11 protein-coding genes and 1 tRNA gene are annotated in these 18,413 nt (G+C 66.7%); 5 read left to right on the top strand and 7 right to left on the bottom strand.

Going from position 1 to position 18,413, the window contains the following annotated elements:
- The first annotated feature begins 22 nt into the window (after nucleotides 1–22).
- From AC3IPP_RS08970 to AC3IPP_RS08960, 3 genes are all read left to right on the top strand, one after another.
- On the top strand, nucleotides 23–3,490 hold the full coding sequence (locus tag AC3IPP_RS08970) for a class I SAM-dependent DNA methyltransferase (protein ID WP_489148730.1): 3,468 nt from the start codon (nucleotides 23–25) through the stop codon (nucleotides 3,488–3,490).
- A 137-nt stretch (nucleotides 3,491–3,627) separates the two neighbouring features.
- Nucleotides 3,628–6,381: a valine--tRNA ligase gene (locus tag AC3IPP_RS08965; protein ID WP_489148729.1), complete on the top strand. Its 2,754-nt coding sequence runs from the start codon at nucleotides 3,628–3,630 to the stop codon at nucleotides 6,379–6,381.
- A 148-nt stretch (nucleotides 6,382–6,529) separates the two neighbouring features.
- Nucleotides 6,530–7,255 (top strand): TlyA family RNA methyltransferase, encoded by a 726-nt coding sequence (locus tag AC3IPP_RS08960; protein ID WP_489148728.1) that lies wholly within the window; start codon nucleotides 6,530–6,532, stop codon nucleotides 7,253–7,255.
- A 72-nt stretch (nucleotides 7,256–7,327) separates the two neighbouring features.
- On the opposite strand, the gene AC3IPP_RS08955 is transcribed toward AC3IPP_RS08960, so the two are convergent.
- Nucleotides 7,328–7,981, bottom strand: a complete 654-nt coding sequence (locus tag AC3IPP_RS08955) for a YMGG-like glycine zipper-containing protein (protein ID WP_489148727.1) — start codon at nucleotides 7,979–7,981, stop codon at nucleotides 7,328–7,330.
- A gap of 153 nt (nucleotides 7,982–8,134) precedes the next feature.
- Here AC3IPP_RS08955 and AC3IPP_RS08950 point away from each other — a divergent pair, with 153 nt between their 5' ends.
- Nucleotides 8,135–9,379, top strand: coding sequence for a class I SAM-dependent RNA methyltransferase (locus AC3IPP_RS08950; RefSeq protein ID WP_489148726.1), 1,245 nt, complete (start codon nucleotides 8,135–8,137; stop codon nucleotides 9,377–9,379).
- Nucleotides 9,380–9,399: 20 nt separating this feature from the next.
- On the opposite strand, the gene AC3IPP_RS08945 is transcribed toward AC3IPP_RS08950, so the two are convergent.
- From AC3IPP_RS08945 to AC3IPP_RS08925, 5 genes are all read right to left on the bottom strand, one after another.
- Nucleotides 9,400–10,245, bottom strand: a complete 846-nt coding sequence (locus AC3IPP_RS08945; RefSeq protein WP_489148725.1) for an alpha/beta hydrolase — start codon at nucleotides 10,243–10,245, stop codon at nucleotides 9,400–9,402.
- 46 nt (nucleotides 10,246–10,291) lie between these two features.
- Nucleotides 10,292–11,368 carry a PA0069 family radical SAM protein gene (locus AC3IPP_RS08940; protein WP_489148724.1) on the bottom strand — a complete coding sequence of 359 codons (1,077 nt, stop codon included), beginning with the start codon at nucleotides 11,366–11,368 and terminating at the stop codon, nucleotides 10,292–10,294.
- Nucleotides 11,369–11,454: 86 nt separating this feature from the next.
- The gene (locus AC3IPP_RS08935) at nucleotides 11,455–15,693 is read right to left on the bottom strand and encodes a translocation/assembly module TamB domain-containing protein (RefSeq protein WP_489148723.1); all 4,239 of its coding nucleotides are present in this window, start codon (nucleotides 15,691–15,693) and stop codon (nucleotides 11,455–11,457) included.
- Nucleotides 15,690–17,336 (bottom strand): autotransporter assembly complex protein TamA, encoded by a 1,647-nt coding sequence (locus tag AC3IPP_RS08930; RefSeq protein WP_489177389.1) that lies wholly within the window; start codon nucleotides 17,334–17,336, stop codon nucleotides 15,690–15,692. Before AC3IPP_RS08930 ends, AC3IPP_RS08935 begins: the two co-directional genes overlap by 4 nt.
- A 197-nt stretch (nucleotides 17,337–17,533) precedes the next feature.
- The gene (locus tag AC3IPP_RS08925; RefSeq protein WP_256968082.1) at nucleotides 17,534–17,791 is read right to left on the bottom strand and encodes a hypothetical protein; all 258 of its coding nucleotides are present in this window, start codon (nucleotides 17,789–17,791) and stop codon (nucleotides 17,534–17,536) included.
- A gap of 243 nt (nucleotides 17,792–18,034) precedes the next feature.
- On the opposite strand from AC3IPP_RS08925, the gene AC3IPP_RS08920 reads away from it, so the two are divergent.
- Nucleotides 18,035–18,111: transfer RNA gene (locus AC3IPP_RS08920), tRNA-Lys, on the top strand.
- 31 nt (nucleotides 18,112–18,142) lie between these two features.
- Here AC3IPP_RS08920 and AC3IPP_RS08915 read toward each other — a convergent pair.
- Nucleotides 18,143–18,349 carry a hypothetical protein gene (locus AC3IPP_RS08915; protein WP_087139442.1) on the bottom strand — a complete coding sequence of 69 codons (207 nt, stop codon included), beginning with the start codon at nucleotides 18,347–18,349 and terminating at the stop codon, nucleotides 18,143–18,145.
- Between the last annotated feature and the right edge of the window lie 64 nt (nucleotides 18,350–18,413).

Below are 18,413 nucleotides of genomic sequence, written 5' to 3'. Positions count from 1 at the left end.
CTCAGGGGTGGGAGAACAATCCATGGATGTTGAGGCGTTCATCACGCGCTGGAGCGGTGCGACGATCAGCGAGCGTTCGCACTATCAGACCTTCATCAGCCAGTTGTGCGTCCTGATCGGGGTGACGGCGCCGGATCAGGAGACGGTCGGCGATCGCGGCTACTGTTTTGAGCGGCGGGTGGAGTTCCGCTTTCATGATGGCGGCGCGCACCGGGGATTTATCGACTGCTATCGGCGCGGCGCCTTCGTGCTGGAGGCCAAGCAGTCGCAGAAGCGGGCGCCCGGCGGCGAACTGGACCCGCAGCGGCATCTGGCCTTGTTCAACGGGCGTGGGCGCAAACCGCCGAAGGGCGATGCGGGCGCGATCGAGCGACTGATGCTGGACGCCAAGCGTCAGGCCGAGACCTACGCCAAGGCGTTGGATGAATGGCCGCCCTTCATCGTCGTCGTGGACGTCGGTCGCTCCATCCACCTGTGGGCCGACTTTGACCGACAGGGGAAGGGCTATGTGCCGTTCCCCGACCTGGCGCGCTGCCGCATCTCCATGGACGATCTGCGTGATCCAGCGGTGCGGGATCGCCTGCGCCGGGTCTGGGATGAGCCTATGAGCTTGGACCCGGCGAGCCATGTGGCGGCCGTGACCAGCGACATCGCCGAGCGACTGGCCTGGCTGGTGCGCTCCATCCGCAAGCGGGCGCCGACCGATCCCGGCGGCCGCGTCGATGTCGTGGCGCGGGCGGCGTGGGACAAGCGCAGTTCGCTGTTTGTCATGCAGTGCATCTTCGCCATGTTCGCTGACAGCGTCGAGCTGATCGACGACCGGGGATTCCTGCGTCTGCTGGAAAGTTATCGCGGGATGGCGGATCGCTTTCATGTCAGCGCAGCGGATTTCTTTCGCCGCATGAACAGCGGCGGTCATTGCTCGGCCGTTCGTCAGGACCTGCGCCAATTCAATGGCGGCCTGTTCAAGGAAGAGGCCGCCGTGCCGGTGACGGAGGTCGAGCTTGAGGCCCTGATCGCGGCCGCCCAGCGCGACTGGGCTTCGGTCGAGCCGGCGATCTTCGGCGCCTTGCTGGAGCAGGCGCTGGACCCGACGGAACGGGGAGAGCTCGGCGCCCACTACACGCCCAAGGCCTATGTGCGGCGGCTGGTCGAGGCGACGATCATGGAGCCTCTACGCGCTGAGTGGGAAGCGGTCGCGGGGTTGGCGGTCGGCCACTACGCCAGCGGCGACGTTGTGCGGGCGCGCCGCGCCATGCGCGACTTCCATCGCGAGCTTTGTGCGACGCGGGTGCTGGACCCCGCCTGCGGCACCGGCAACTTCCTCTATGTGGCCATGGACATGATGAAGGATCTCGAGAGCGAGGTCCTGACCGCCCTGACCGATCTGGGGGACGCCCAGACGGCCCTCGGCCTGGAAGGACACACGGTCAGCCCCGAGCAGTTCTGGGGATTGGAGAAGAACGTTCACGCCGCCTGGATCGCGGAGATGGTGATGTGGATCGGCTATCTGCAATGGCATTTCAGGAACGCCGGCGACGCCAAGCCGACCGAGCCGATCCTGCGCAACTTCAACCGCATCCAGCATACGGACGCGCTGCTGACGTGGACGCGCGAAGAACTGGTGCGCGACGAACAGGGGCGGCCGCTGACCCACACGCGGGTGTTGAGCCGGGGCGACGGCCTTACCGCAGCGGTGGTTCGCGAGGAACGTGAGATCGCCCGCTACATTGATCCGCGCCCGACGGCTTGGCCGACCGCGCACTTCATAATCGGCAACCCACCCTTCATCGGCGGCAAGGACGTGCGTGGCGAACTGGGCGACGGCTATGTCGACGCCCTGTGGCGGGTGCGGCAGGGGCGGTTCCGCTCGGCTGATCTGGTCACGGCTTGGTGGGACCGCGCGGCCGAGATCCTGACGGCGAAGAACAGCGCGCTGAGGCGGTTCGGCTTCATCACCACCAACTCGATCACCCAGACCTTTTCCCGGCGCGTGCTGGAGCATCACCTGAACGGCGCGCCGCCGATGCGCCTGACCTTCGCCATTCCTGACCATCCGTGGATCAAGGGCGCCGACCGCGCCGACGTCCGTATCGCCATGACCGTGGCCGAGCGCGGCGAACCGAATGGGCAGGGCCGCTTGCTGACGGTGGTCGATGAGCGGATGGACGACGGCGAAACGCCGGACATCGTGCTTCGCGAACAGCGCGGCGACATCGGGCCGGATCTGACCATTGGAGCGTCGGTCAGCGAGGCGCAGCCGCTGAAGGCCAATGCGCTGCTGTGCTCGCCGGGCGTGAAGTTGCACGGCGGGGGCTTCATGGTGTCGCCTGATCGGGCGGAGCAGTTGCTGGCGGCGTCCAGCGATGGGGCGGAAAATCCGATCCGCGCCTATCGCAACGGGCGCGATCTGGCGTCACGCCCGCGCGGCGTGAAGGTCATCGATCTGTTTGGATGGACCGAGGAAGAGGCGCGTCGCAGCCACCCCGCCGTCTTCCAGCATCTGTTGGAGGCGGTGAAGCCCGAACGCGACCGCAACAATCGCGCCGCCTATCGCGACAACTGGTGGGTGTTCGGCGAGCCGCGCAGCGAGTTCCGCCCGGCGCTGGAGGGGCTGTCCCGCTATATCGCCACGGTGGAGACGGCCAAGCACCGATGGTTCCGCTTTCTGGACGCGGACATCCTGCCGGACAACACCCTGATCGCCGTCGCCTCGGACGATCCGCGCATCCTGGGCGTGTTGTCGTCGCACGTGCATGGGCTGTGGGCCCTGGCGCGCGGCGGGCGGCTGGAGGATCGGCCTGTCTACAACAAGAAGGTCTGCTTCGACGGCTTTCCCTTTCCCGATCTCAATGGAGGCGCAGGCGCGGAGATAGGCGCCCTGGCCGAGGAGATCGACGATTGTCGTCGCCAGGTTCTGGTCCAGCACGAAGATCTGACGATGACCGGACTCTACAATATTCGACGCCGCCTTCAGGAGGGCGCCGAACTGACCGGGGCCGAGCGTGAACTTTATGATCGTGGTCAGGTCGGCTTGCTGCATCATCTGCATCAGCGGCTGGATCAAGAGGTGACGTCGGCCTACGGCTGGCGCGACGGCATGACGGATCAAGCGACGCTCGGCGCTTTGCTGGAACTGAACCGCGCGCGGCGGGCACAGGAGGAGAGGGGAGAGATCCATTTTCTGCGGCCGAGCTATCAGGCGGGACGCATCAGATCGTCGGCCCGCGCCGTGCAGATTGAGGTGCCGCTCGATAAGGTGAACATGCGTGCGCCGTTGCCTGATGCGCCAGCGATCCTGGCGGGCGTGTTGCTGGAAGAACTGCGTCGCGAAGGCCGGCCGCTGCAACCGCTGGAGTTGGCGCGTCGCTTTGATGGCCGGATCGGTCGTCGCAAGACGGACCGGATCGAGCAGACCCTGGCGGTTCTGGCGGTGGCGGGATCGGTCCAGCGCACGGATGAGGGCTGGTTCTCGCCCCGCCGCCACTGATTTGACCTAGCCGTGGGACGCGGCGATCATTAAGTCACATAAGGGCGGTTCCGGCGGGACCGCCCTTTGCTTTACCGAAGAATTCCAGCCCCGATCGGCGGCGTATTCGCGCGACGCCTCGGGGAAACGAGATGACCATGCTTGAGAAGACGTTCGAACCCAAGGCCGCCGAGCCGCGCATCTACGCCCAGTGGGAGGACAGCGGCCTGTTCGCTCCGCGCGCAGCCAAGCCGACTGACGGCGCCGCCGACGCTTATTCGATCGTCATTCCGCCGCCGAACGTAACGGGCAGCCTGCACATCGGCCACGCCCTGAACAACACGCTTCAGGACATCCTGGCCCGCTATCACCGCATGAAGGGCAAGGCTGTCCTGTGGCTGCCGGGCACCGACCACGCGGGCATCGCCACCCAGATGGTGGTCGAGCGCAAGCTGGCGGCCGAGGGCAATATCGGCCGTCGCGACCTGGGCCGTGACGCCTTCATCGAGAAGGTGTGGGAGTGGAAGGCCGAATCCGGCGGGACCATCGTGCGCCAGCTGCGCCGCTTGGGCTCGTCGTGCGACTGGTCGCGCGAACGCTTCACCCTGGACGAGGGGCTGAACGCCGCTGTCCGCAAGGTCTTCGTCCAACTGCACAAGGACGGCCTGATCTATCGCGACAAGCGACTGGTGAACTGGGATCCGCACTTCCAGACCGCCATCTCGGACCTTGAGGTCGAGCAGAAGGAGGTCGACGGCGCCTATTGGCACTTCGCCTATCCGCTGGCCGACGGCGTGACCTATCCGCACCCGGTCGCCTTCGATGAAGACGGCAAGGCGACTGAGTTCGAGACGCGCGGCTTCATCGTCGTCGCGACGACCCGGCCTGAGACCATGCTGGGCGACACGGGCGTGGCCGTTCATCCGGAGGACGAGCGTTACAAGGGTCTGGTCGGCAAGTTCGTGACCCTGCCGATCACCGGCCGTCGGATCCCCATCGTCGCCGACGACTATGCCGATCCGACCAAGGGTTCGGGCGCGGTGAAGATCACGCCTGCTCACGATTTCAATGACTTCGGGGTCGGAAAGCGTGCGGGACTTGAAGCGCTGAACATCATGGACGCTTTCGGCCGCATCACCGCCGCCGACACGCCCGACGTGCCCGCTGAATACGAGGGCATGGACCGCTTCGCTGCGCGCAAGGCCATCGTCACGCGCGCCGAGGAAGAGAACTGGCTGCGCGAGATCGAGAAGACCAAGCATGTCGTCCCGCACGGCGACCGCTCGGGCGTCGTCATCGAGCCGTGGCTGACGGATCAGTGGTACGTTGACGCCAAGGTCATGGCCCAGCCCGCCCTGAAGGCGGTCGAGGACGGCGCCACCGTCTTCGAGCCGAAGAGCTATGAGAAGATCTATTTCGAATGGCTGCGCAACATCGAGCCGTGGTGCATCTCGCGCCAGTTGTGGTGGGGCCACCGCATCCCGGCCTGGTACGGCCCCAACGGTGAAATCTACGTCGCCGAGACGGAAGAGGACGCCCGAGAACAGGCGATGTCGGACTATGATTCTGAGGTCGTGCTGACCCAGGATGAGGACGTTTTGGACACCTGGTTCAGTTCGGCCTTGTGGCCCTTCTCGACCATGGGATGGCCGGAAAAGACCGAGGATCTGGAGCGCTTCTATCCGACCAGCGATCTGGTCACGGCGGCGGACATCATCTTCTTCTGGGTCGCCCGGATGATGATGATGGGGATGCACTTCATGGACGGCGAGGTGCCGTTCAAGCGCGTCATCATCAATGGTCTGGTCCGCGACGAGAAGGGCCAGAAGATGTCGAAGTCCAAGGGCAACGTCATCGATCCTCTGGGCATCATCGACGAGCTGGGCGCCGATCCGCTGCGCTTCACTATGGCCATCCTGTCAGGTACGCGCGACATCAAGTTATCGAAGCAGCGCATTGAAGGATATCGCAATTTTGGCACCAAGCTGTGGAACGCCGCCCGCTTCAGCCAGATGAACGAGGCGCGCCGCGTCGAGGGCTTCGATCCCGCTGGCGTGCAGCAGACGATCAACCGCTGGATCCGTGGCGAACTGACCAAGGCCGAACGTCAGGTGTCCGACGCCATCGAAGGCGGCCGTTTCGACGATGCGGCGGGCGCGCTGTACCGCTTCATCTGGAACGTCTTCTGCGACTGGTATCTGGAACTGGCCAAGCCGGTGTTCAACGGCGCCGATGAAGCGGCCAAGGCTGAAACCCGCGCCATGACGGCCTGGACTATCGACCAGACGCTGAAGCTGCTGCACCCGGTCATGCCCTACATCACCGAGGAGCTGTGGGCCGAGCTGGGCAAGGAAGGCGCTGCCCGTGTTTCTGGCCGCGACGGCCTGCTGATGGGCGAAACCTGGCCGGTGCTGCCGGACGCCTTCGTGGACGCAGGCGCTGAGGCCGAGATCGGCTGGCTGGTCGATCTGATCGGCGAAATCCGCGCCCTGAGGGCCGAGATGAACGTGCCGCCGTCGGCCAAGCCGCCGCTGGCCTTCGTCGCCCCGGACGCCGCCACGGCGGAGCGTATCGCGCGCCACCGCGACCTGATCCTGACGTTGGGCCGCGTGTCCGAGGTCGCCGTGGCAGAAGCCGCACCCGCCGGGGCCGTGACCTTCGTCTCGGGCGGAGCGACGGTCGCGCTGTCGCTGGCCGGGATCATCGACCTGGCCGCCGAGCGCGCGCGTCTGGAGAAGGAGATCGCTGCCTTCGACAGCGATATCGGCCATGTGAACAAGAAGCTGGGCAACCCCAACTTCGTCGCTCGCGCCGCCGCCGAGGTGGTCGATGAACAGCGCGCCAAGCTGGCCGAGGCGGAAGAAGGCAAGGCCAAGCTGCAGGCCGCGCTGAAACGGCTGGAAGCCCTGTGATCCCTTCTCCCCTCGGGGGAGAAGGTGGCTCGCACAGCGAGACGGATGAGGGGGACGTCTTCCTCATCCTCGACCGCCGAGATTGCGGACACAGCCCCCTCATCCGTCAGGCTTCGCCCGACACCTTCTCCCCCGAGGGGAGAAGGGCGTGAGGATCGACCTGCTTCTCGTCGCGCGGGGCGTTTTCGACACCCGCGCCCGCGCCCGCGCAGCCATCGAGGCGGGGCTGGTGAAGGCGGATGGCCGCACGGTCGCCAAGCCTTCGGAAAAGGTCGCTGAGGACGCCGTCATTGAGGCCGAGGCCGCCCATCGTTGGGTGGGGCGCGGCGCCTTGAAGCTGGACCGGGCGCTGGACCTGTGGCCGGTCGCGGCCGAGGGGCGGGTCGTGCTGGACGTCGGCGCTTCTACGGGCGGCTTCACCGAGGTCTGTCTGGATCGCGGGGCTGCGCGCGTCTTCGCCGTGGACGTCGGCACGGGGCAACTGCATCCGAAAGTCGCCGCCGATCCGCGCGTGTTGAACCTGGAAAAGACCGACGCCCGCGACCTGACGCCTGCTGTCATCACCGAAGCGCCGTCCCTGGTCGTTTGCGACGTCAGCTTCATCAGCCTGTCGAAGGTGCTGCCGACGGCGCTCGATCTGGCCGCACCGGGGGCTGATCTGATCACCCTGGTCAAGCCTCAGTTCGAGGCGGACGGCCCCAAGGCGGTCGGCAAGAAGGGCGTAGTCAAGGATCCTGAGGCGCACGCCGCCGCCGTAGCCAAGGTGCGCGACTGGCTGGAAGCGACTGGCTGGATCGTGCGCGAGGTCGCCGACAGCCCGATCACGGGCGGCGACGGCAACGTCGAGTTCCTACTCTGGGCGCAAAAAGCCTGACCCAAACGATTTGAGGGCCGCCGGATGTCCGGCGGCCCTCTTCACATCGTCGATTGACAGGGGGGCTGAAACTTAATCGACGACGCGATAGCGGCCCGATTGGTCGCGGCAGGAGCGGACGTAGCGCGTCTCCATGCGACCGTCGGGAAGACGGATGTTGCTCTCGGCCAGGCGGCATTCGTCGCCATAGCCTTGATAGCTGTTGGTCTGGGGGCTGAAGCCCGGATCGATGGTTTGGGGATAATCGCGGTAGTAGTCGTAGCCGTCGCGGCGATCGTCGTAGCGGCGGCCGTCGTCATAGCCGCGGTTGTCGTAACCATAGGCCGGCGGGACGTAGGTTCCCTGATAACCGTAGTTGGCTTCGCGGCGATAACGGCTGTCGCAGGCGGCCGAGCTGTTGCCCACGCCGGCGCCGATCGCGGCGCCCAGGACGCCGCCCAGGGCGCTGCCCTCGGTGCGGCGGCCGCGCGCGGCCAGTTGCGAGCCGGCGACGGCGCCGATGGCGGCGCCCAGCAGGCCGCCGGTCGTGGCGCGTTGACGCTGATCACGCGCGCAGGGATCATAGTAGGTTCCCTGGCTGTAACCGCTGTTGCCGTAGCCATAGGCCGGCGGATAGTCATAGCCGTAGCTTTGGGCTGAGGCGACGCCGGGCAGGGCGACAGCCGAGGCGCAGGCCAGGGCGGCGATGGCGGCGGCCGAGGCTTTTTTCGAGATGAGAGCGATCATCGTTTTTTCCTTCGACGGATGCCGCACCTGAACGGATCAGGTCGCCGTCTGTTGCAACCATTGATAGGGCCGTGAAGCTGAACGGCTTTTGATCGCTGCGTTCATCTTCGTTCATGTTTCGATTTTCGCGCGGAAGCCGTTAGAAGCCGCTGCATGACGCAGACGCTGACCATCGCCCGCATGGGCCACCAGGGCGACGGGATCGCCGACACCGCCAACGGCCCGGTCTTCGTGCCGGGCGCCCTGCCGGGCGAGGTGATCGCCGCCGAGGTCAAGGACGGCCGGGCTGAACGGTTCGACCTGATCGAGGCCAGCCCCGACCGACGCCCGATCCATTCACAGACCTATGCCGAGTGCGGGGTCGCGCCGCTGCAGCATTGGGCAGACGAACCTTATCTGGCCTGGAAGCGCGAGGTGGTGCTCCAGACCCTGGCGCGCGAGGGGCTGGAAACCGAGGTTGAGGCGACGGTGGCGACGCCGTTGGCCAGCCGCCGTCGTCTGGCGCTGCACGCGCGTCAGGGCCCGGACGGTCGCGTTGCCCTGGGCTTTAAGGCGCGCAAGTCGTGGCGGGTGGTCGAGCTGACGGACTGTCCATTGTCGGACCCGCACCTGACGGCGGCTCTGCCCGCCCTGGCCAAGGTCGCGGCGCCCTTCTTGGGGCATCCGAAATCGGCGCCGACTCTGCACGTGACCCTGACCGACACGGGTCTGGACGTCGATGTGACGGGGGTCGAGAAGCGTTCGGGCGGTCTGAATGGAGACCAGTTGGCGCTGGCCATTGCGGCGGCGGCCGAGGCCGATCTGGCGCGGCTCAGCCTGGACGGCGATACGCTGGTCATGGCGCGCCAGCCGCGCGTGCGGTTCGGACGCGCGTCCGTGCCCTTGCCGGCGGGCGGTTTCCTGCAGGCCTCGCCTGCTGCGGAAGCGGCCATGGTCGAACGCGCGGTCGAGGCGGTGAGGGGGGCCAAGAAGGTCGCGGACCTGTTCTGTGGGGCGGGCACGTTCACCTTCCCTCTGGCCGAGATCGCCAGCGTAACGGCCGCCGATTCCGCCGCCGCCTCCATCGCCGCCCTGAAAGCGGGCCTCAGCACGGCTCAGGGCCTGAAGGGGATCGAAGCCCAGGCGCGCGATCTGTTCCGTCGTCCGCTGTCGCCCTATGACCTGAAGGGGTGCGAGGCCATCGTCATGGACCCGCCGCGCGCAGGCGCTCTGGAGCAGACTCAGCAACTGCCGGGCACCAAGGCGTCGGTCGTCGTCGGCGTGTCCTGCAATCCCCAGACCTTCGCCCGCGACGCGCGCGTCCTGGTCGACGCCGGTTTCCGGCTGGAGAAGGTCACGCCCATCGATCAGTTCATCTGGTCGACGCACATCGAATTGGTCGGCGTCTTCCGGCGCTAGATGCGATCAAGCCGAACAGATTAGGGATGGGCGAGAACGTCGGCCATTCGGGACCTGAAGTCAGCCTGGCTGTGAACGTCATTGTGACCGGCTTCGGCGAAGACCATGTGGTCGACAGACCGTCCCTTGGCGGTCAGCGCCTGGGCCAGGCGGCGGCTCAGGACGGGCGGAAGCACCGTGTCGCGTCCGGCCTCCAGGACGATGATTTGGCCGGGATAGTCGGCAAGGGTCGAAGGAATATCGATCTCGGCCAGAGGCTGGGCCAGGCGCACGCGAACCAGCACCCGCTTCCAGCCCAGGGTCTCCTGCACGACGGCGTTGGCTGACGGCGTCGTCGTCTCCAGCACCAGAACGTCGGCCTTGGCGTTCACGGCCCCTTCGGCGCAAACCGTTCCGCCGAGGGAGTGTCCCCACAGGATGAGACGTCGCTGCTCCCGGTCAGCGGTCGTTCGTGCATGAGCGGCCATGGTTGCGACAGCCGCCTTCATGGAGGCGATGTCGGAAGCGCCGGTCGAGGCGCCGTAGCCGGGATAGTCGAACAGCAGAACGTCGCCGAAAGCCGAGAGCTGTTCGCCCACCAGTCCGCCATAGGCTGATTGCCGGAACATGTTGCCGCCGCAGAACAGGATCAGCGGCGCCTGATCGCCTTTTGCGGAAGACAGTCGGGTCGTCGCCAACTGACCGCCGGCATAGGGCAGGGGCAGGGTCTGCGCCGATGCCGGCATGGCGGGACCGGGCGTGAGTTCGATCTTTTCGGCTGCGATACGCGCATCGGGGTAGAGGAAGGCGTTTTCCGGCACGTTGACGGAACAACCGCCGGCGCTGATGGCCGCGGCTGCGGCGATGATCATCCGGGTTCCGCGCATGGAGATGGTCCTCACCTTGCCAGCTTTAGCGTCATCCTAGGCGGCGTCAGGCGGGAATGTCGAACAGTTCCAACTGCGGCCGGGCGTCGGCGGGAACGCGAAACTGGGTGATGTCCAGCGGCTGGCGCGGCGCGTCCAGACCGTAACGCCTGGCCGCCGCCTTGAAGCGCGTGGCGATCAGTTCGGCGACGGGGCCGGTTCCCTTCATGCGCTGGGACCAGTCAGGGTCGTAGTCCTTGCCGCCGCGCGTCTGGCGGATCAGGGACATGACGCGCGCCGCGCGGTCGGGGCGAGCGTCAGCCAGCCATTCGCGGAACAGATCCTTGATCTCGAGCGGCAGGCGAAGGGTCACATACATGGCCGAGGTCGCGCCGGCCTTCTGCGCCGCCTCCAGCACGGCTTCGAGTTCATGGTCGTTCAGGCCGGGAATGACGGGGGCGAAGCCGACGCCGACCGGGCATCCAGCTTCGGCCAGGCGGCTGATGGCCTCCAGCCGCTTGGCGGGCGTGGAGGCGCGTGGCTCCATCGCCCGCGCCAGTCTGCGATCCAGGGTGGTGATGGAGACGAAGGCCGAGGCCAGACCCCGCTGTCCCATGTCGCCCAGGATGCCTGCGTCGCGCGCGATCAGCACCGACTTGGTGATGATGCTGAACGGGTGGCTGAAGCGCTGCATGACCTCCAGGATCGAACGGGTCGAATTCGTTTCGCGCTCGACCGGCTGATAGGGGTCGGTGTTGCCGCCTATGTGGATGCGCCGGCAGACGTATCGGGGCTTTGAGAGCTCCTGTTCCAGCAGACGCGCGGCGTCCGGCTTGAAGAAGATCCGGCTCTCGAAATCCAGGCCCGGGGATAGGCCCATCCAGGCATGGGACGGACGGGCGTAGCAGTAGATGCAACCATGTTCGCAGCCCTTGTAGGGGTTGATGGAGCGATCGAAGCCGACGTCGGGACTCGTGTTCTTGGCGATGATGGTGCGGGCGTGTTCCGGGGACAGGGTGGTGCGAAGCGGGGCTGCGGCCTCGTCCTGATCCGTCCAGCCGTCGTCGTAGGCCTCGCGTCGATCGGCTTCGTACCGACCCGAGGCGTTGGAGCGTGCGCCGCGTCCGTTAATCGCCTTACTCATGTCCACAGGATGCGGAATGAATTAGAACAAATCAAGAACAAAATGAGCAAGCGAGCAAGGCAGCCTCTCAGCCTGCCTTGCTCGGGTTAGCGTCGGGCGCCGGCGTTGGGGCGGCGGTCGCCACGATCGCCGCCTGGGCGGGGACCTTCGCGACGCCAGCGGACTGACAGGGCGGTGTCGCCTTCGCCGCCGAACTTGGAGGTGATCGCCAGGTTGCGACGGACTTGCCACTCCACATTGACGGCTGCGCCGCGCTCGGCCCCGCCGATGACCTCCAGATAGATGTCGTCGGTGATGTAGCGCCCGCCCGCGACGGTCAGGCTGGAAGCCTCGCCGCTGAAGGACAGACGGTCCAGACCGGCCAGTTCGCGCAGGTTGCCGACCACGTCGAAGCCGCCGCCGCCGGCCAGGGACGCCACGGCCGAGGCCAACTGGGCCGCCTCGAACGGCGACAACTGCGCCGCTGAACGTCCGAACAGCACCTGCGACAGGATTTCGTCCTGGGGCAGGTCGGGGGTGGAGGTCAGCTCGATCTTGGGCGAGACGGCAGTGCCCGTGACCTTGATCACGGCGGTCAGGGCCGGGTCTTCGCGCACGGCTTCCAGGTTCAGGCGGATGCGCGCGGGATCGGTGGACAGGATCACCGAGCCGCGATCATTGAAGACGAAACGCTTGCCCGCGAACTCATAATCGCCGCGCACCACATTGGCCGTGCCGCTCAGTTCGGGCTGGGTGATGGTGCCGCGTACGCGGGCGTCGGCGCGCAGCTCGACGTTCAGACCCCGGCCGCGAAGGTAGATTTCGCGCCCGGTCAGCGTCAGGTCCAGGCCGATCTGCGGACCGGCGGCGGCCTTCTTCTCGGTCTCGACGGTGTCGCCGCCGGGGCGGTTGATTTCGACCACGTCCATTTTGACGATGCCGGTAGAGCCGGGCAGGTCAGGCGAAATCTCGGCCTCATCGATGTTCACATTGCCGGTCAGGCGGATGTTGCCGTCGGCGCCGCGCACCGCGGTCAGGCGACCGTTGGCCCGCGCCTTGGCGATGTCGTTGTCGATGATCTGGAAGCGCGCCAGCTCCAGCCGCAGCGTTGAGGGCGAGCCCTGACGCAGGCCCAGGTCGCCGCTGCCGGACACTTCGCCCTTCACGCCGTCGGTGGCTTGGAAGCGTTCGATCACGGCCTGGCTGTCGTTGAAGCGGCTGGCCAGGGTCATGTTCTCGAGACGCAGGCCCGTCGTCCCGTCACGGAAGGCGCCTTCATTCAGGTCCAGTCGCCCGTTCAGGCGCGGCGCGTTCAGGGTGCCGGCCAGGGTCGCCTGGCCGTTCACCTGACCCGACAGCGATTGGGCGCCGCCCAGGAACAGGTCCCAGATGGGCTGAATCTGGCCGCGGATGGCGATCTGGCCCGAGAGGTTCTCGGTCCGGGCGATGGCCAGGCGCAGGGGCGCGGCCGAGGTTTCGACCGGCAGGGTGACGTCGGCGGTGGCCTGAACGGTCGTGCCGTTGTGGGCTTCGGCGCGCAGGCGCAGGGCGTCGCCGGTCAGGTCGGCGTTCAGCGTGCCGTCGACCGCGAGACCGCGCGGCGCGTCCAGGCTGCGCAGTTGCTTGAGATCGACATTGGCGGATCCGCGCAGCGTGTCGCCTTGACCCTGCATCGAGACACGGCCTGTCACCTGACCGCGCAGGTCGGGGACGAGAGAGCCCATTTCGACATTGGTCATGTCGGCCTGGATGACGCTGCCTTCGCTGTCCTGTTTCAGTTCGCCGGTCAGGACGCCGCCGCCGACGCCCAGGTCCAGGCGGGCGACGCGGCCGTCGCCGTTCAGGGCGAAAACGGCGGGGGCGCGGGTGGTGAAGGCGATCTCACGCACACGGCCGCCGCCGCGCAGGGTCAGGCTCTGCGCCTGTCCCTGGCGGGCGTATTCGCCCGAGCCGTTGAACTGCACCGGATTGGCGCCGCCCACGTCGGCCGCCAAGGTGAAGGGCAGGCGGTCCAGCGTGCCCTGGCCCTTCAGCGACAGGTTGCGCAAGGTCCAGTCCTGACCGGTCAGGCGCACGTTGCGGCCGGTTACGTCCAACACGGCGGTCTGGTCGCCTGCGCCTTCAGTCAGACGCACACGGCCGTTGGCCTCGCCCGAGGCCAGGAAGGCGCCTTGACGCGCGGTGAAGGTCAGGTCCGCGCTGGAGGGGAAGTTGTTCGACAGGGCGATATCGCCCTGGGCAGCCACGCCGCCGGCGTTCACGTCGACATCCGACAGACGCAGGCGCGGTCCGCCCAGGTAGAAGTTGCCCGAGGCGTGAGCCGGTCCGTAGTTGGAGCCGGAGTTCAGCACCACGCGCCCGTCGGAGGCATCGGCGCCCTTGCGGAAGCTGAGCACCAGATCGGCGTTGGTCAGGGTCAAACCGCCCGCCGCCACCTTGTCGAAGGCGGCGCGCAGGTCGGCGCGCGGTTGGGCCAGGGTGCCGGTCAGGGCGCCGTCGCCCGACATGGCGCCGTCGATGGCGACTGGGCCGACGCCGAACGGACCTTGGGCGTTCCAGTCCAGCGCCAGCCGCAGCTTGGGCCCCTCGATCAGGCCCTTGGCGCCCGCGCGTCCGGCGGCGCCGGTCAGTTCGCCGCGATTGATGGAGATGACGCCGCCGTTCATCGAGCCGGCCAGTTGCAGGCGCGGCGCGGCGCCCAGGAGGCGGTCCAGCTCTTCCATGCCGATAGCCATGCGCGAACCGCGCCCGTCGAAGTTGAGGGTCCAGGGCGCGCCCGTTTTGGCCGAAGCTGCGCGGATCGGACCGCCGAAGGCGCCGCGCGCGCCGGGCTGGATGCGCGACAGGTCGGTCAGGTCCGCCCGGCCGGTGAAGTTCAGGCCGCCGTTGAGGCTGCGTCCGCCCGAGCCGGTCAGGGTCAGACCCTGGCCGCGCGCGTCGATTTTCTTCAGCAGCATGGCGCCGTCCGCCATGCGCGTGCCTTCCATCTGGATGCGCGGCGCAGAGCCCAGCAGCCCGCCGATAATGCCGGCCGCAGAGCCGCCGACGGCGCGCACGTCGGTTGTGACGTCGATGCGGCCCTTGTTGGCGGCGATGTTGACCGGGCCGGAGATGCGCGTGGCGCGATAGGAGGCGATGTCGGCATTCAGCAAGCTGGCCGAGCCTTGCAGGCTCCACACCTGGGCGTCGCCCTTGAACACGCCCGTATAGGCCGCCGGACCGGCGATAGGGCTGCCCACTAGGCGGCTGAGCGACGGGGTGTTCAACTCCAGGCTGATGCCGTCTGGCGAGGTGTTGTCCGTGGTGCGGATCAGGCCGCGCGCGCTGGATTGGATGTTGTCGGCGTACAGGCGCCAGGCCACGCCCTGATAGCCTTCGCGCTTGGCGTCCGGCGTCATGGCGAAACCGAAGCGGGCGGTGCGGCCGATACGCTCCACGAAGGGCTCCAGCAGGTCGGAGCCGGAGAAGTCGGCGTAACCCGACACCTTGGCGCCGTTGTCGCCATAGCTTCCTTGCACCAGCAGGGGGCGGAACTGGCCGGTCTGAACGGCCACGTCGATGACTTCGCCGTTGACCACGGCGACGGCCGAGAAGGGCTGATCCGGCGAATAGCCCAGCGACCCGGCGATCGGGCCGCCCTGGGCTTCATTGGCGCGCAGATTGACGCGCAGGTCTTCGGGCTTGTCGCCGAAGGCGGCGGCCAGGCGCAGATAGTCGCCCTTGCGGTTCAGGCTGTAGGCGTTGACGTTGGCGGTCTTGACGCCCTTGCGCGGAATGGCGGCGTCGCCGCTGAGGGTCCAGCGGCCGTATTCCTTGGAAAACCCCTCCAGCAGTTCGACATTGGCGCTGAAACGGTCGATGTCGATGGAGATGGCCTGGGGCCCGCCCGGTTCGCTCGGCGGCTCCAACTCGGGGCGGCGCAACAGACGAATCTGGCCCGCGCTGATTTCCGTCGCGTGGAAGCGCCGCGCTAGCAGAGGCCAGTAGGACCAGTCGACGCGGACGTCCGTGGCTTCCAGCCAAACGCCCTTCTCGTCAGTCACGGTGACGCGCTTCAGGCGGAAGTCGTTGAACAGGTCGCCTTGCAGCCCCTCGACATTGATACGGCCGTAACGGCTGATCTTCTTGCCTGCGACGAAGCTGGTGATCAGTTCGCGTCCTGCATCGGACACCAGATACATTCGCCCGCCTACCAGGGCGACGACGATCAGGGCCAACAGACCGGCGAAGGTCGCGCCCGCGATGAAGGCCGCCAGTTGCAGACGGGTGCGCTTGCGCTTGGCCTTCTTGGCTGGCGTATCGGCGACGTCTGCGCCCGTTTCGTGAGGCGGAGGTGTGTCGGTCAAAACGCCTGGCCGATGCTGAGATAGAGTTGGAACCCGGAGTCGCCCTCGCGCTTGTTCAGCGGGAAGGCGATGTCGGCGCGAACAGGGCCGAACGGCAGTTTGTAACGCACGCCGACCCCCGCACCGTAGCGCATGTTGGTCAGGTTCGGCGTTTCCTGGAAGCCGATGGCGCCGCCGTCGACAAAGGCCACGGCCTGGAACTTCTCGCCGATGTCGCGTCGCACCTCGACCGAGGTCTCGAACAGCGAAAGGCCGCCGCGCGGTCGATTGTTGGGCAGGCGCGGGTTGATGCTCTGATAGGAATAGCCGCGCACCGAGCCGCCGCCGCCGGAATAGAACAGACGGTCCGACGGCACGGTCAGTTCTTCGCCGCCGATGATGGAGCCGATGCGGGCGCGTCCTGCCAACACGGTCTTGGCGTCGTCCTGGAGCGGCAGATAGGCGGTGGCCTGCCCCTCGGTGCGCAGGAACAGGACCGTATCCTCGCCCGCCACCGCAGTCGGCTGGGTCGATAGCGACAGACGATAGCCCGAGGTGGGGTTCAGCGGATCGTTCGAGCGATCCATGAAGGCGCTGCCGCGCAGGGTGACGATGGCCAGATCGCGGTCGAAGGTGATCGGCGCCTGCGTCACCGGATCAAACCGATACTCAGTGTAACGGCCAGCATCGACGCCCAGGCCGTAGCTGAACCAGGATGTCTTGCCGAGGCGCTGGGACAGGTCCGCGGCCATGGTTATGGCGCTGCGGTCGTAGGCGTCGGTCTGTTCATTGACGATGAACGACGACAGCTTCAGCGTTCGACCGGCCTTGCGCCAGTGCGGTTGGGACCACTCGCCGCCGATGCGGCTGTCGATACTGGCGATCCGCGCGCCGTAGCGCAGGGTGTCGGCGCGGCCGAAGCGGTTGTAGCGCGTACGGAAGACATCGACGCCGACGCCTTCATAGGTCGAATAGCTGGCGCCGGCTTCCAGCAGACTGACCGGCCGATCGGCCAGGGTGACGACGACCGGACGCAGGCCATCGGGCCGGATATCGTCCAGCGGCGAGAGGGCCACGCCCACGCCGTCATAGACGCCGGTGTCCAGCAGGCGGCGTTCCAGTTCGGCGACGTCCTCCGGATCGTAGCGATCGCCTTCTTTCCAGGGGACCAGGCTCTGAAGCCAGCTTTCCTTGGTCGGCCCTTGGGTCCGCAGTTGAATCCCGTTCAGCCTGACCAACTCGCCGGAGTTGATGTTGAAGCCGGGCTGAACCAGGAAGGTGGCGTGATCCACCACGACGCGGCGGGGCAGGGCGATGGCGTCGGCATAGCCGCGCCGGGTCAGGTCCGCGACCACGCGGCCCTCGGCTTCCAGGATTCCGGCGGCGCGGCCCGGTTCGCCCGGTTTGAGCCGGATGTCCTCGATGACGGCGGCGCTGGTCTCGGCGTCCGGCGCGGGGGCGGCCCAGTTGATCGTGGTCTCGCCCAGGACGAAACGACGGCCCGGCGCGATCTGCACCACGGCGACGGGCTTGTCGTCGCCCTCGACCTGATCCTCGACTGTGGCTTGATAGTAGCCTTCTGATCGCAGCAGGGCCTGGGCCGACGTCAGCGCCGCGCGGGCGCGACGACGCGCCTCGAAGCGATTGGACGGCGCGCCGTCCACATCGCCAATGGCCTGTTCGAGCTGACGTTTAAGATCGCCGTCTATTTCACCGCGAATCTGAGCCCGGGGTTCGGCGGCGGCCTGGCTTGCAAGGGCGCATACTGCCGCGCCGGCAAGAAGGAGGGGAAGCCTCGACGTCAAATCCGAACCCTGGTTGCGAGACGATCATGAGCGCTTAGCCCCGTTCGTCAGGAGAATCAGTAAAACAGCGTATCGCTTTCGGGTTGCACTGTCTCTTCGGAGGAACGCTGGTCCGGCGGAAGCGCCTCCACCGGCGTAGCTGCTTCGGGCGCGGCGGGAGCCTCGGCGACAGCAGGCGCGGCGGCGTCTTCGGCGGCGGGGGCCTCTACGGGCGCGGGCGCTTCGACGGGCGTCGGTTCGCTGTAAGGTTGTTCACAGGCGGCCAGGAAGCCGGTGGCGGCCAACGCGGCGCCGATCATCAGACGATTCAACATGGATCGATTCATTTTTGATCCCCCTCTAGGGGCTGGAAACGTGGAGAGGCGAAGCCGGTTCCTCTCGTCGCGCCTTTAAAGGGTTCATGTGAACCTGGAATGAATCGCGTGCTGGAAGCGCCTTGGTTTCGAGGCGTCAGCTGTCGTCAGAGCCTTGTTTGTGCGGTGAAAAATTTCCTGAAATTTCCACTTGCCCGCCGCGAAGCTCATCCGTATGTTCCGCGCTCTTCGCAAACGCGATGTGCGCCCCTAGCTCAGTTGGTTAGAGCATCTGACTTTTAATCAGAGGGTCCTCGGTTCGAGCCCGAGGGGGCGTACCACTCCCCTAAAAATTCCAAGATGATGAAGCCTCTAGGGTTGCGCGTTCTTGTTGCGGACCGCGCGCTCCAGTTTCGTCAGGCGTTCGTCCAGCCAACTGACATACGAGGTTCCGACGCCGCGCCGTCGTAAGGGGCCGTGGAGCCGCCAGACAACCGCGAGCGCCGCCGCCAGTACGACTGCGGCGATCACGAAATCCAGCCACGTCAGATTATAGAGCGGGGCGTTTAGCGTGCGCATGACGTCAGCTTAGGTGGGCTTCTGGCCTGATGTCGAGGGAGACCGGCTTGGCTTTAAAGCGCGC

The sequence above is a fragment of the Brevundimonas sp. KH_060 genome (assembly GCF_057838275.1).
Note: the sequence above shows the minus strand (reverse complement) of the source record. Positions and strands in the feature narration are given on the sequence as shown.